The sequence below is a fragment of the Rhizobium binae genome, assembly GCF_017357225.1.
Lineage (GTDB): Bacteria > Pseudomonadota > Alphaproteobacteria > Rhizobiales > Rhizobiaceae > Rhizobium > Rhizobium binae.
In genome coordinates this window covers 716,538-731,221 of the sequence record NZ_CP071604.1, presented here as the reverse complement: position 1 = coordinate 731,221, position 14,684 = coordinate 716,538, and the positions used below count along the sequence as shown (strand labels likewise).

The 14,684-nt window shown below is 60.8% G+C and carries 12 protein-coding genes; 1 reads left to right on the top strand and 11 read right to left on the bottom strand.

Translation table 11 applies throughout. From position 1 onward, the window contains the following. Positions 1-4: 4 nt before the first annotated feature. The 11 genes from J2J99_RS03590 to J2J99_RS03540 form a co-directional block, all read right to left on the bottom strand. On the bottom strand, positions 5-1,312 hold the full coding sequence (locus tag J2J99_RS03590) for a flagellar hook protein FlgE (RefSeq protein ID WP_168295967.1): 1,308 nt from the start codon (positions 1,310-1,312) through the stop codon (positions 5-7). Positions 1,313-1,438: 126 nt separating this feature from the next. Next, positions 1,439-2,110: a transcriptional activator Rem gene (rem, locus tag J2J99_RS03585; RefSeq protein WP_009993745.1), complete on the bottom strand. Its 672-nt coding sequence runs from the start codon at positions 2,108-2,110 to the stop codon at positions 1,439-1,441. 280 nt (positions 2,111-2,390) lie between these two features. Beyond that, positions 2,391-2,954 (bottom strand): lytic transglycosylase domain-containing protein, encoded by a 564-nt coding sequence (locus tag J2J99_RS03580; RefSeq protein WP_168295966.1) that lies wholly within the window; start codon positions 2,952-2,954, stop codon positions 2,391-2,393. After that, positions 2,896-4,341 (bottom strand): flagellar hook-length control protein FliK, encoded by a 1,446-nt coding sequence (gene fliK, locus J2J99_RS03575; protein WP_168295965.1) that lies wholly within the window; start codon positions 4,339-4,341, stop codon positions 2,896-2,898. The genes J2J99_RS03580 and fliK overlap by 59 nt, the downstream gene beginning before the upstream one ends. Continuing rightward, complete coding sequence (gene motC / locus J2J99_RS03570; protein WP_168295964.1) at positions 4,338-5,633, bottom strand: chemotaxis protein MotC; 1,296 nt, start codon at positions 5,631-5,633, stop codon at positions 4,338-4,340. Before motC ends, fliK begins: the two co-directional genes overlap by 4 nt. A gap of 10 nt (positions 5,634-5,643) precedes the next feature. Beyond that, entirely contained in the window at positions 5,644-6,975 is a 1,332-nt protein-coding gene (locus tag J2J99_RS03565) for a MotB family protein (RefSeq protein ID WP_168295963.1), read from the bottom strand. Beyond that, positions 6,972-7,601 (bottom strand): hypothetical protein, encoded by a 630-nt coding sequence (locus tag J2J99_RS03560; protein WP_168295962.1) that lies wholly within the window; start codon positions 7,599-7,601, stop codon positions 6,972-6,974. The genes J2J99_RS03565 and J2J99_RS03560 overlap by 4 nt, the downstream gene beginning before the upstream one ends. A gap of 197 nt (positions 7,602-7,798) precedes the next feature. Beyond that, positions 7,799-8,761, bottom strand: a complete 963-nt coding sequence (locus J2J99_RS03555; protein WP_168295961.1) for a flagellin N-terminal helical domain-containing protein — start codon at positions 8,759-8,761, stop codon at positions 7,799-7,801. A 300-nt stretch (positions 8,762-9,061) separates the two neighbouring features. After that, complete coding sequence (locus J2J99_RS03550; protein WP_004672304.1) at positions 9,062-9,973, bottom strand: flagellin N-terminal helical domain-containing protein; 912 nt, start codon at positions 9,971-9,973, stop codon at positions 9,062-9,064. Positions 9,974-10,214: 241 nt separating this feature from the next. Then, positions 10,215-11,123 (bottom strand): flagellin N-terminal helical domain-containing protein, encoded by a 909-nt coding sequence (locus tag J2J99_RS03545; protein ID WP_168295960.1) that lies wholly within the window; start codon positions 11,121-11,123, stop codon positions 10,215-10,217. Between the two features lie 279 nt (positions 11,124-11,402). Next, positions 11,403-12,308 carry a flagellin N-terminal helical domain-containing protein gene (locus J2J99_RS03540; RefSeq protein ID WP_168295959.1) on the bottom strand — a complete coding sequence of 302 codons (906 nt, stop codon included), beginning with the start codon at positions 12,306-12,308 and terminating at the stop codon, positions 11,403-11,405. Between the two features lie 430 nt (positions 12,309-12,738). Here J2J99_RS03540 and J2J99_RS03535 point away from each other — a divergent pair, with 430 nt between their 5' ends. Beyond that, complete coding sequence (locus J2J99_RS03535) at positions 12,739-14,655, top strand: O-linked N-acetylglucosamine transferase, SPINDLY family protein (RefSeq protein WP_168295958.1); 1,917 nt, start codon at positions 12,739-12,741, stop codon at positions 14,653-14,655. The last annotated feature ends 29 nt before the right edge of the window (positions 14,656-14,684 follow it).

The window sequence follows — 14,684 nt, the reverse complement described above, 5'->3', positions numbered from 1 at the left end:
CTGACTATCTCTTGAGGTTGACGAGGACGTCCATGATGTCCGAACCCGTCTGGAACACTTTCGAATTGGCGGTGTAGCTGCGCTGCGCTTCGATCATCTCGGTCAACTCGCCGGCGAGATCGACGTTCGACCCTTCGAGAGCGCCCGATTTGATCGTGCCGAGGCCGTTGGTCTGCGGGAAGCCGGTGACGGTGACGCCCGATTGACCGTTGGCGCTGTAGACGTTGCCGCTCATCAAGGTCAATTTGTCCGGGCTTGCGACGTTGGCGAGAGGGACGCGGTAAAGGGGCTTGGTGCTGCCGTCTTCATATTTGGCGTAGACGATGCCATCGCCATCGATGGTGACATCCTTGACCGGGCTCGCCGCCTGGCCGTTCGGCGTACCGGTGCCGGCAAAGGCGGCGCCAAGCTGCGTGAAGCCCGAGAGATCCATGTCGATCGACAGAGCGTTGCTTGTATCGGCAATCGTGAGGGCACCGCCCGTCAGCATCTTGCCATCGCGGTCGAATGTAAGGTTTCCGGAGGCGACAACGGCACCGGCGCCGCCGGTGTAGGGGAAGGAAGTCGTGCCCCCCGTCGCCGCATCGGCGTTGCGGAACACCGCAACCTCCCAGGTGCTGGCAGTAGCACCTGCGGCCGGCACCGGTGTCACCACCGAGGTCTTCGTGAAGTAGAAGTCGTACATCACCTTGTTGCCGAGATGGTCGTAGGCGACCATCGAGAACTTCTTGGTATCGGCCGTCGTGGTGGCGGCGTTGGCGCTCGGCAGCGTCGCGGGGGCGACCGGAGCGACATTGGCGCCGGAATCGAGATTGCCCTTGAAGACACCCGATGTCGAGGCGACGGCGGTCAGCCCTTCCTGGTTCACGTTGACGGGAACGAGGCCATCGAAACCATTGACGACGACGGCAGGCGCGCCGGAATTGTAGGAATAGCCCATCAGCTGGAAGCCGGCGGCATTGACGAGATTGCCTTCGTCATCCTTCTGGAAGTCGCCGGCGCGGGTCAGGACCGGCGTGCCGTCAGGGCCCTGGACGATGAAAAAGCCGTCACCCGAAATCGCAAGGTCGGTGGTGGAGGTGGTGTAGGAGATGTCGCCCTGGTCGGAAACGGCCTGGCGGACGGAGGTCTGAACGCCGCCGGAATTATAATTGCCGCCCGAGGAGGGCAGGACCAGCGAGGAGAAGCTCGTCGACACTGCCTTGTAACCGGTTGTGTTAACGTTGGCGATGTTGTCGGAGACCGTGCTGAGGCGGTTCGCCTGCGCGTTCATTCCCGATACCGCCGTCTTCATGCTGCCGAAAATGCTCATCTGAAAACCTCGTTTTACCTGTTGAACTCGAGAGTATTTGTCGGGCCTTGCGTGAAGCTGTCTGTGACTGCGAGCTGAAAGGCCAATCTCGAGGTCCAGCCGGGCGCCGCCACCCGGCCGGGAAAATCAGGCCCAATCGATGCAGTAGCCAAGGAAGCGCTTGGAATCGACCGGATCGACGCCGAGCTTCTTGCGCAACTTCTTGCGCAGCTTCGAGATGTGGCTTTCGACGACGTTCTCCTCGACCTCTTCGTCGAAGATGCCGTAGATGGCATTGAAGATCTGGGTCTTGGTGACCCGGCGACCGCGATTGGCGATCAAATATTCGAGGATGCGGCGCTCGCGCCTGGGAAGCGCGAAGACCTCGCCGTTGATCTCGGGGTCGCGACCATCCGAGAAGACGCGGATGCCGCCGATGTCGGTGTAGTTGGCGATCGCCTTCAGCCGGCGCCGGATCGCCGCCGCCCTGGCGAGAATTTCGCGCGGATGGACCGGCTTGCGCACTACGTCGTCGACGCCGCAATCGAAAAGCGCAAGCGTGTTTTCCAGCGAGGGCTGATCGCTGACCGCGATCACCGGCGCCATCGAGCGATCCCGGATCGCCCGCGGCAATTCCAGGCTGCGTTGGCCCTGACCGATGAGGAAGGCCTCGACGGCCGCAATATCCGAATCGGCGGCGGTCTGAACCCAGTCCCCAAATTCCGATGGATCAAAACCGGTAGAGGGAATGCCCTCCCGGCCAAATAGAGATGTATATCCGTCTTTCACGAGCTCACGCTCATCAACCACGACGATCATTCGTCCGCCTCCGAATCAGTGTGGCACTTCGATGATCTATCGGTACGAATCGCACGAATCGGCGACAACTCGTTAAAGTTAATGGCAGAAATTAATAGTTGATTAAGATCTGCGTGGCGATTTGATCTACATATAGTAGGCACACCAAGTTATGCACACAAAAATTTCGTGGAAAAGTTAACGACCTCTTAATTATGGCTTGCGCATGCGTTTCCTGCCGGAATCCCGCCACATTATGACACATTTTCGTCACAATCGGTGCATTCTATCTTCGGTTGAATCAATCTTGGCAGAAGTTACTCGCATTGGGAGTCCACTTGCCGTAGCCCGTGGCCACCAGATTGGCGATGACGCGGCAGACATACTGCTTTTGCGCGGGATCATTGTTCGGGCCTGCATGGTATCTGGCTACCGCCATCGTCCAGGTCTCATGACGGTCATGCAGGTCGCGGAGAAACCTCGCCGCATATTCGACGTTGCGATGCGGATCGAACATATCCTCGGCGGAGGCGAAATTCTCGCCGTGATAATAATGATTGATCTGCATGCAGCCGATGTCGATGAGCTTCGCCCCGCTTCTGCGGGCCACGTCGAACTGCCTCATCGCGTCCGCTTCCGAGGGCGGGAAGATCGCCTTGCCTTCAACGTTCATGGCATAGGGATAGAGCGAGCCCTTGCGGCCGGTCTCCGTCAGACCGACCGAATAGAGAATGCCTTCCGGGATGCCGTATTTGGCGGCAGCCGACTGGATTTCGCGTTCGCAGGCGCCGGTGGAGGCAGCGGCCTCAGAGGTAAACGCCGCCAGCGCCGCGGCTGCGAGCCCCGCCAGCAGAAGCGTCTTCAATCCCGCTCTCGCCTGCACCATTGAAGCCTCCATCCGTCCGCTGCGCCGTCTGATTGTGGCGCTCGCGCGCCGCCCCGCCCTGCCCCTGCTGGGGCAGCGACTGCTGCTGAGAGGCCTGTCCCTGGCCACCCGCCTGGTTGCCGGCGTCGGCACGCTCAACGGGAGCCATGCTGATGGTGACGTTGTCGACCGCATAGCCCTGGCTGCGCAGCGCTTCGAGAATCTTGCCGTGATCCTCCTTCAGCTGCCGATAGGCTGCGCCGGTTTCGACCTTGAGGTCGACGTTCAAGGCATCGCCGGACAGGCGCATGGTCGCCGTCACCAGGCCAAGATCGATCGGGTTCATCTGGATCTTCAGCGTATTGACCACCTTGCCGGTGCTCGTCCATTCCGCCGCGTTGGAGAGCGCCGAACTCGGCTGCATGGCGCGCGCCCATTCGGAATCGCCGGAGAGGGCAGCGGTGACGGCGGCGGAATTGGTGTTCTGCGCCAGGCCGATATAGCGGCGCGCTTCGAGAACCGAGACGTTTTCGACGTCGGCCTTCTTCGAGCCGTCCTTCGGCCCGGCCTGGTCCGCACCGATGTGAACGTCCATCGATACGCCGCGGCCGTTGGCGCGGCTGAGCCGGAAGGTCCTGACGTCAGTGGCGTCGGCGTTCTCCGCGCCTGGAACCCCGATGTCATCCGCCTTGGCGTCCTCGACATTGCCGCTGACAGCCGCCAGGGCGTCGGATGCGTGGCCGCTCGTTTTCCCGTCAGCCGCGGTCTTCTTGTCGACAGGCCCGGCCTCCCCGGCCGTGGCGGCGGCCAAATGAGCAGCGCCTGCGGCCGGCGAGACGACCGTCGCGCCGGCTGTCTCCTGCTTCAGCAGGCCGAGAACGTCGGAAATGCCGCCGTCATCGTCCTCGCTGTCGGCATCCGTATCTGTTTTCGAGAGATCGGTCTTTGCGTGCTTGACGCCCCTGGCTGCCTGCGCGGCCAAGTCGGTGGAGGGATCTTCGGCATCGCGCTTGCCGCGATCGGCCGGCAATGTGAGCTGATCCTTTACCTTTGCAGGCTTTGCGGGGGTCTTTTCGCCATTGGCGATCGTTTCCGGCTGCACCTCGGCCTGCGCCTTCAGGGCGGCGTCGCTGAGATCGATCAACGGTTTGGCGCGGCTGCGGATCGTCCGCGCCACCTTCGCCGCGTCGCCATCGGCAGCCGCGCCCTGATCCGGCGCCGCGTCGTCGGGCGCGTCGTTGGCGGCGCTGCCGCTCGCCTTGGCAAGCACATCGGAGAAGTCGCCCTTTTGACCGGTGGCGTCGCCCTTTCCAGCCGTTTTGGTGGATTTCGCAGCCGCGGCCGCCTCCGCACCAGAGGCTCCGCCCGAGACGCTCAAATCCATCATTGTTCGTTGCCTTCCTGCGCCAGAAGACCATCGATCTCGTTGAGCTTGGATCGGCTGGTCGTCACAAATGCGTTGAATGAGGAGTCGGTATCCTGGCTCAGGCCAGTCGATGCCACACCTCCCGGAACAGGCTCGGGATGCGCGCCTGGCGCTCCCGGTTGCATGGCGATTGCCGCGGCCTTTTCAGAAGTGATTTCTTGATGAGAAGTGTTAGGATCGGATGCTTGCGTCAAGCTTGCCGGATCCGGCGCGCGCAAGATCTGCTCGGCGACGGATCGCGCCGCCGCCTGCAGCGCCTGATCCCGCGGCGACAGTGCATTGCCGTCGATGCCGCTGACATTCTTCACCGCCTGATCGATATCCTGCGTGGGAAGGCCGGCCATGCCGCCGTAAAAATCGGCGAGCGGGCCGAAGGCATTGTCGGTGCCTGCGCCAAGCGATTGCACACGGTCGACCGCCATGCGCGCCAGTTCCGGCTTGCCTGATATCGCGGCAGCACGGGCGATGCGCAGATAGACCTCACGCTGGCGCGGAGCATCCATGAAGGACAGGATGTCGACGACGTCCTGCGGTTTCACGTCGCGATCATGGGCGACGACGAGCTTGACGAAGAAATCGGCAAATTGGCTGGCATAGGGCGAATGCAGGAAGCGGCGGGCATAACGCTGCGAATAGGCTAGCCCCTTGTCGAGCATTCCCTTGTCGACGCAGATGGCGACGGAACGGCGCAAGGCCGCCTCCTCGACAATCGTTCCCGGCGCGGCAAGACGCGCCTGGTCGTAAAGATTAAGCGCATCTGTCGGTTTCGTGGCGATCAGCACGTTGCCGCCGATCAGCGCCAGGTAGGGACCGATTTTCCTGTCGCGATATTCCCTGGCGGTTTCCTCCAGCGTCTTGGCGACGAGGAGCCCTTTGCCGCTCAGATATTTGCGCAGCACGTCAGTGACGCGGTTGTCGAAATAGCCGTTGACGTCGTGGGCGACCAGATATTCGAGCGTCTGCGGATTGCCGCCGCTCATCGCATAAATCAGCGCAGCATCGACATTGCGGTCGTCGTCGTAGATCGACGTATCGGCGGTGCGCAGGCGCTCGTCGATCGTGCCAAGCATGAAGCGCTGCATCTCGCCGGCCGAATGATCGCCGGCGACGACCGAATCCTGCACGAACTGCAGCGACCGCAGCATCTTGTACGGCGAGAGGTCGTCCGGATCCTGCGCACTGCCTGCGGCAGGCGAGAGCATCGCCAGGCCAAGGGCGATAAATCCGACGTAACGATGCTGCCGACGCGCCATCCGACTATCCTTAATCCGCCTGCACCAGGATCTCGATCCGGCGGTTGGCCGCGTTGAACGGGTCGGCAGGCAGCTTCAACCGACGGTCGGCGAAGCCGGAGACCTGCGAGATGCGCTTCTCGTCCAGGCCGCCGCGCACGAGCATGTAGTAGGCACTCTGGGCGCGATCCATCGAAAGCCGCCAATTCTCGTTCTGCGTGCCCTTGTACTGGCGCCCGTCCGTGTGGCCGCGGATGGCAACGGCGCCGCCCCTCTCCTTCAGGATCGTACCGATCCTTTCCATGGCGAGCACCATCTCCTGGCGCGGAACAGCGGAACCGATATTGAACATCGAATCGTCGTTCTGGTCGGAGATGCTGACCAGCAGGCCGCCTTCGGATGCCGTCACCGTCAGGCCTTCGGCAAGTTTGCCGGCAACGCCGCCAATCTGTTGGGCGATCTGCTTCTGAAGCTCGTCCGCCTGCTTCTTCTGCTGTTCGGTCTCGGCCTTGCTCTTGTCGGCGTCCTTCCGATGATCGGTGTCCTTCTCGGTCTCCGCCTTCTTGTCATCGGACGTCTTGCCATCCGTCGCCTTGCCGTCCTTGGTCCCGGCGGCGCCCTTGGTTTCCTTGGTTCCCTTGGTCTCCTTGACGTCCTTGACTGGCTTCTGGTCGGTCGCCAAGGGTACCGGCTTCATATCCTCTGCCTTGGCAACCTGGGTCGCCTCGCTTTCGGCCGCCTGCTCCTCGCTCTTGCCAGGCGGCAGGGTTTTTCCAGCCGTTGTTACCTCGACCTGCTTCGTCCAGAAATCCGGATCGAAGGGATCGCGATAGGCTTCGCCACCATCGGCGCCGGTCGCCGGGCCGGAATCGGCCGCGCCGCCATCGCCCTTGGCGCTGACATTGGCCTGCTGGCCGACTTCCTGTGCGATCTCGGCAAGAACCGAATAGGGATTTTCAAAGAAGTCGGCTTCGGAATAATTGGTCTGGTCGCCCGAAGTCGATGTCTGGTCGTCACCATCCGCGGCGGACTTGCCCTCGGTCGGATTCTCTTCCTTCTGTTTCGACTTTTCCTTCTTCTCCTCGCCCTCGGCATGGTCGACGGGCTTCTTCAGGCCCTTCTCCGTCGGCTTTTCGTCGGCGAGCTTGATCGGATTGAAATAGGTCGCAACCGCGGCCTTGGTTTCCTCATTGGCGGCGTTGACCAGCCACATGACCAGGAAGAACGCCATCATCGCCGTCATGAAGTCGGCATAGGCAATTTTCCACGCACCGCCATGGGCACCATCGTGATCACCGCCGCCATGCCGCTTGACGATGATGATCTCGTTCCTGCCGTGGTGATGGTTTTCGCCTTCGCTCATTCGAGAACTTTCTTCAAGCTGGCCGCCCAGGCGGACATACGGGTGACGATGACGGAGTCACCGATTTCGACGGCAAGATCGATATCGTCGCTCTTCAGGTGGCGAACCACCGTGGCATGTTCGCCGAGCTCGGCCTTCAATATGTTAAAGAGCCGGGTCGGCCCCCTGACGACGATCGGTCCGGCAGCCCCCTCGAGGATCGCGTCGCGCAGCAATGCGGCGAGGCTTTCGGCGGCCTTGGCCGCAAGCGCTTCCGTCATGACCGGCGCAATGGCCGCAGCCGCGCCGGCGCTGACCAGCTGCGCGATCTCCTCGGCGATATCACGGACGCGCGATGCGATGACCGCGGCCGCCTCGACTTCATAGCGGAGCTTCAGTTCTTCGAGCTCGCGTGCATTTACCTCGGCCAGAGCGCGCGCTTCGCTTTCGTATTTCTCGGTCAAATCAGCGGTCGCCGCGGCATGGCCCTGCGCATAGGCATCGCGACGCTCCGCCTCGACGTCGACCGGCGGCTCGCTCGGCGCCTCGGGAAAAGCATCGCCGGGGAAATCGTCGATGTCGATGATCGGTGCCGACGGTTTCGGTTCGCCGAAATCCTTCAAATACCGAGAAAGCGAAATGCTCATAGAAACCATCCAGCGTCCGGGAGACATGCGGCATGCTGCCCCCGATCAAAATGACCTTGCGCGCGACATGTCCTTCGCAGCGAAGGGCTTGACCTTGCGCCGGCATGATTTCGGACGATGCCTTCATGCCGGAAACTAGGAAGTCAAACTTGCGCGAGGATGAATGGCGCCGCCGCCATCGACGATCGCGCCCCGCTCTATTCCAGCAGAATGAGGATCTTGCTTGCAGCCGTGTTCAGGATCGAGATCGCTTCGACGGCCATCTGTTTCTGGGTTTCGATCGCCTTTTGCCGGATCGCAGCCTCGTCCATATCGGTATCGACGAGCGCGCCGACACTCTTGTCGATCGAATCGGACAAATCGGCGGTGTAGTCGATCTGATCGTCGATCCGCGCCTTCATCACTCCGATCGAGGCGGATGTCGTCGTCAGCGAGGCGAGCAGAGAGTCGGTCACATCGAGCATGTCGGCGAGCTGGGCGTCGGTGGTGTTCTTGTCGATCGCGACTTCCGTGCCTGTCGCCGGCGTCGTCGAATCGGCGTCCAGCAGGTAATAGTTCCGCGGTCCCGTGCCGCTATTGTTGATCGCCTGGGCATCGACTGCCTTGGTGAACAGGCCGCCGCTCGCATTGTTCTTGTCGATGAGAATGGTCTGCGACGACGGGAAGTCGATGCTCTGAGCCTGGTATTCGCCGGTCGAGGCGCGCACGAAGCCCGAAATGACCGACCATGTCGGCGGCGCTGCCTTGTCACTGTTCAGCAACCAGTTCTCCCCTGCAAAGGACGTCGATTCAACGACGGTCCTCAGCTGGTCCTTGTATTCGCTGATCTCGGCGTTGATCTTGTCCTTGTCGGTGCCGGGTTCTCTTGCCGCAACCAGCTTGGTGCGAATCTGGGTGACGAGATCGATCGCCGACGTCATCGCCGTATAGGTCGCATCCACCTTGGCGGCGCCGAGACCGAGCGCGTCGCCGATCGTGCCGAGATTGGTGCTGTCCGAACGCATGACGGTCGCGACCGACCAGTAAGAGGCGTCGTCGGCGGCCGTCTCGATCCGATATCCGGAAGACACTTGCTGCTGGGTCTGGCTGGCTTCTTTGTTGATGCTGCGCAGCACCGAAAGTGCATTCACCGCGGCCGCGCTAGTAATCTTAACGGTCATCGACAGGGTCTCGGAATCAGATGAAAGGGCAGGCCGAACTGGCGGCGGCGACGGACGTGGCGTCATGCCTCCGGTGGATATCCACCGGCGTGTCGCAAAAGCAAATCAACTCGAGGTCAGGTTAACTCGATCGCAAGCTGTTGAGCAAGAGCGCGGCGACGAGCCGCAGCCGGCGAAGCCTAGCACGAGACAACCTGTTGATATAAAAGAAAGAACCGCGCCTTTTCAGGCGCGGTCCGGAAGGTTTTCTGCGCGCCGCCGGATGGCGGCGCAAGATTCGGTCCAGCTTCAGCGACCGATTTAGCTGCGGAACAGGGTGAGGATGTTCTGCGCGCTGGAATTGGCGATCGAAAGCGACTGGATTGCCAGCTGCTGCTGGGTCTGCAACGCCGTCAGCTTGCTCGATTCCTCTTCCATATCGGCATCGACGAGGCGACCGACGCCTGAGTCGATCGAGTCGCTCAGCGCTCCAACGAAGTTTTCCTGCAGCTCGATGCGGGTGGAAATCGAACCGAGCTGCGAGGCAGCCTTGGTCATGGCTTCAAGGCCTGCCTCGATCGAGGTCAGCGCCATGGAAATCTCAACCGAACCGAAGGTGCTGATATCCATCGAGTAGATCGAGCCGATCGTACCGTATGATGTGCCGATGATGCCGGCGCTCGTATCGATCGTGCCGGTCGAGGTCATGCCGAAGAGAACGTTGCCCGAGGAGCTCGTGTCCAGGACATAGTCCGTGGTCTTGACCGAGACGTTGCCGTTGCCGTCGCGCACGAAGGTCGACACGACGCTCTTGGTGCCATCAGCGCCGGCGACCCAGTTTTCACCGGAGAAGGAGGCCGACTGAGCGATGCTCAGAAGCTGCTGCTGCAGCTGGCCGATTTCCTCCTGCACCTTGGTTTTGTCGACGCCCTTTTCGGTTGCGGCAACGATCTTCGCCTTGATCTCACTGATGACGTCGATGGCGCTGTCCATGGCGGAATAGGCGGTGTCGACCTTAGCGGCGCCGAGGCCGAGAGCGTCGGAAACGGCCGAAAGCGCCTTGTTGTCCGAACGCATGGTCGTAGCGATCGACCAGTAGGCGGCATTGTCGGCGGCCTTTTCGACGCGGTAGCCCGAGGATACGCGGTTCTGCGTACCCTCCAGGCTGTCGTTGATTCCACGCAGTGTCTGAAGGGCGGCCATCGCCGCGACGTTCGTCAAAATGCTGGTCATGAAATGATTGCCCCTTGTTGGCATCTGGGAAAAAGGGACATTCCGGAAGTTACCGGCAACGGGGATCAGCCTCATGCCTGTTAACCGGTTTTAAATTTCGGTTAACCCGCCGTCTCGTTGGCCTCAGAAAACAGCATTATGGTTAATCAACCATTAACGGAAATAAAAAAGCCGCGCTCCATCGAAGCGCGGCTCGCCTGCGAGGTGCCCGCCGGAGACCGGCGGGCCATATTTTCGGATATTAGCCGCGGAAGAGCGACAGGATGGTCTGCGAAGAGGAGTTCGCAATCGACAGCGACTGAACAGCCAGCTGCTGCTGGGTCTGCAGGGCGCTGAGCTTGGAAGATTCTTCTTCCATGTCGGCATCGACGAGACGGCCGACACCGGAGTCGATCGAGTCGCTGAGAGCCGAAACGAAGTTTTCCTGCAGTTCGATACGCTTGGAGATCGAGCCGAGGGCAGCGCCGGCGCTGGTCATGGACTTCAGAGCCGATTCGACGTTGGTCAGAGCGGTCTGGATCTCGCCGAGGGTGAAGTTGGTGATGTCCATCGCGTAGACCGAACCGGTCGAGCCATTCGCCGTGCCGAGGATGCCGCTGGAGGTCTCGACCGCGCCGCCGCTCATGCCGAACAGAACGTTGCCTGCGGACCCGCTGTCGAGAACGTAGTCGGTCATCACGACCGAAACGGCGTTGGAGCCGTCGCGGACGAAGGAAGCGACGACGTTCTTGGTGCCGTCAGCGCCGGCGACCCAGTTTTCACCGGAGAAGGAAGCCGACTGAGCGATGCTGAGCAGCTGCTGCTGCAGCTGGCCGATTTCTTCCTGAACCTTGGCCTTGTCGACGCCGTTTTCAGTGGCGGCAACCAGCTTGGCCTTGATGTCGCCGACGACGTCGATGGCGCTATCCATGGCGGAGTAAGCGGTGTCGACCTTGGCGGCGCCGAGGCCGAGAGCGTCGGAAACGGCAGAAAGTGCCTTGTTGTCCGAACGCATGGTCGTTGCGATCGACCAGTAAGCAGCGTTGTCGGCAGCCTTGCCGACGCGATAGCCGGACGAAACGTGAGCCTGGGTCGTCTGGAGACCCTGGTTGATGCCGCGGAGAGTCTGGAGGGCTGCCATTGCAGCGTTGTTGGTGTTGATGCTCGTCATAGTCTGCTTGCCCCTTGTTGGCAGAATTTAAGAAGGGACATTCCGGATTTGGCCGGCCCACAGCGATCAGCATCATGCCTGTTAACCATTCTCGTTAGGGTTAACTCGCCGTTTCGATGGGCCTAGAAGACAGCAAGATGGTTAAGGAAAGTTAAATTCAAAATGGAAATAGTGTAAAAATATCTGACACTTAGATGGATTTTCATTAACCTTATATTAAAACATTTCGCGGCCGGGATGACCCGGCCGCGAAACTTGGACGCCTTGTGCCGACCGCTTTTAGCGGAAGAGCGACAGGATGTTCTGCGAAGAGGAGTTTGCGATCGACAGCGACTGGATGGCCAGCTGCTGCTGGGTCTGCAGGGCGCTGAGCTTGGAAGATTCTTCTTCCATGTCGGCATCGACGAGACGGCCGACACCGGAGTCGATCGAGTCGCTGAGAGCCGAAACGAAGTCTTCCTGGCTGTCGATGCGGCTGGAGAGCGAGCCGAGAGCAGCGCCGGCGCTGGTCATGGACTTCAGAGCCGATTCGACGTTGGTCAGAGCGGTCTGGATCTGGCCAGCGGTGAAGTTGGTGATGTCCATCGAGTAGATCGAACCGGTCGAGCCATTCACCGTGCCGAGGATGCCGGTGGAGGTTTCGACCGAACCGCCGCTCATGCCGAACAGAACGTTGCCTGCGGACCCGCTGTCGAGAACGTAGTCGGTCGTGGTGATCGAAACGGCGTTGGAGCCGTCGCGGACGAAGGAGGAAACAACGCTCTTGGTGCCGTTGGCGCCGGCAACCCAGTTTTCGCCGTTGAAGGAAGCCGACTGAGCGATGCTGAGCAGCTGCTGCTGCAGCTGGCCGATTTCTTCCTGGACCTTCGCCTTGTCGACGCCGTTTTCAGTGGCGGCAACCAGCTTGGCCTTGATGTCGCCGACGACGTCGATGGCGCTGTCCATCGCGGTGTAGGCGGTATCGACCTTCGCTGCACCAACGCCGAGAGCGTCGGAAACGGCGGAAAGAGCCTTGTTGTCCGAACGCATGGTCGTTGCGATCGACCAGTAAGCAGCGTTGTCGGAGGCCTTTTCAACGCGGTAGCCCGAAGAAACGTGGTTCTGCGTGTTGTTGAGGCCCTGGTTGACGTTGCGCAGCGTCTGGAGCGCGGCCATTGCGGAAGAATTGGTGTTAATGCTTGTCATAAATCTGTCCCCTGGAAACTAGATACAAAAAGGAGGACATACCGGACTGTAGTACCGGCGATGACGGACCAGCTTCATGCTACTCGGCGCCTGCTTGTTTGGCCCAAACCCGTCATGTCCAGGGCAATCTCGCAGCCAATGCTTGCCAACTTCTTAAATATCGAGGGTCCGTGCCGGCTCCTTACATCGCATAGTTAATGCTGGCTGAATCTATTCGTTCGCATGCTAACATACCGGGAAAGATACCATTATCCCTCGGAAGGGAAGCGTCTTCATCAGGCGCACCGGTTTCAAGCAAGCTTCGGATGCCAACGTGGCAGGTGCCGGGATAGCACCATCGGATCATCCACCCGTTTTCGGGGAGGACGCTCCCTGCCTGCGCCGGGCGATCGACAGTCATGCCAGAACATTTCCTTCACGGAGTTGGGTTTTGAACAGCAAAGTTTCGTTCTCTGCGGCATCCAGAGATTTTCAGGCGGGCCGCTACACACAGTCATTGGCGACGCTCAACCAGCTCATGGATATCCAGCAGGACGCCAAGACCTATGCGCTGCTCGCCAAGAACCTCATGCAGCTCGGCTTCAAAGCCGATGCCGCGAAAGCCTATGGCCTGGCCGGCAATTGCGAAGGACCGAACGCCTACGAATATCAGAAGCAGGCTGCCAAGCTCTATTACGAGACCGGCAGCGAGGACGAAGCGCTGCTGATCGCCATGCGCAACCTCACCAGGGCGCAGGAAGATGCCGAACTCGCCTTCATCATCACCGCGATCTACCTGAAGCGCCAGCAGCGGGATATCATCCGCCCGTTCAAGACGGTGCTGTCGGAAAGCACGAACCCCGATCACCTGCGCCTGGCGGCCCTGCTGCTCAGCGACGATCTGAACGACGCGACCAACCAGACGCTGGCGCGCAACCTCTTCAAGCGTTTTCCGGGCAATCACGCCTTCCGCTTTCTCCATCTTGTTTTCGCCCGCGAATTCAACGATTTCGAAGAGGCGGCCAAGCATCAGGCGGTCATCGACGGGGCCCTGGCAAAGGGCGATCTCGATATCCTGCGCAAGGACAACCCCTTCTATCATCTGCACTGGTGCGGCAACGAGGCTTTCAACCAGCATGCAACGATCGGCACGACCCCACTCAACCGGGAACGGGTCGCTTTCCGCCGTAACCAGCCGCACACGTGGTCGGACAAGATCCGGATCGGCTACATGTCGTCGGACTTCTGGGATCGTCACGCGACGATGAAGCTGCTGCAACGCATCCTCGAGCTGCACGACAAGGACCGGTTCGAGGTGACGCTCTTCTGCCATACCGGCCCTGAATATCTGAAGCACAATGACACCGATCGCAGCCGCTGGGGCCGGATCGTCGACATTCACGGCTTCTCCGACCAGGCGGTGCTGGCAGTCGTGCGCGAGCACAATATCGACATCATGGTCGATCTGAAGGGCCATACGTCAGGCAGCCGCGCGGCAGCCTTCAACCTGCCGCTGGCACCCGTGCACGTCGGCTGGCTCGGCTTTCCCGGCAGCACGGTCAACATCGACCTCGACTACGTCATCGGCGACCATTTCGTTTTGCCCGAAGCGGCAAAGCCGTTCTACCATGAAAAATTCTGCCGGTTGCCGGAGAGCTATCAGCCGAACGATCCGATGCATCGTCCGAAGCCACGTCCGGTCACCCGCGAGCAGCTCGGCCTGCCGGAAGACGCCTTCATCTTCGCCTCCTTCAACGGCAACCGCAAGATCACCCCCGAGGTCGTCAACAGCTGGTGCCGGATTCTCAAGCGGGCGCCGAACAGCGTGCTCTGGCTGATGGCGAACTCGCCGCGCAACCAGGCGAACCTGTCGAAGCACTTCCAGGCGGCAGGCATCTCGCCGAAGCGGATCATTTTCTGCCCGCGCGCACCATACGAGCAACATATAGACCGACAGCAGGCCGCCGACCTCGGCATCGATACCTTCCCGGTCAACGGCCATACGACCACCTCGGAACAGCTCTGGGGCGGCCTGCCGGTTCTGACCGTCAAGGGCACCAACTTTGCCTCACGCGTCAGCGAGAGCCTGCTGCAGGCGATCGATCTGCCCGAACTCGTCGCCAGCGATCTGCAGGCTTACGAGGATCTCGCCGTCGAGCTGGCGCAGAATCCCGGACGGATCGCCAAGTACAAGGCACGACTGAAGGAGAAGCGTTATATCGCGCCACTCTTCGACGCCGAACGCTTCTGCAATCATCTGGAGCAGGCCTACGAAACCATGGCAGACCGCGCCAGACAGCGTCTTGCCCCCGAGCACATGGACATTCCGGCGCTGCCGCCGCGCACCGCCCCGTTCGGGTCCGAGTGAGCGCGACCTGCATGAAAACCCCGCCGGAT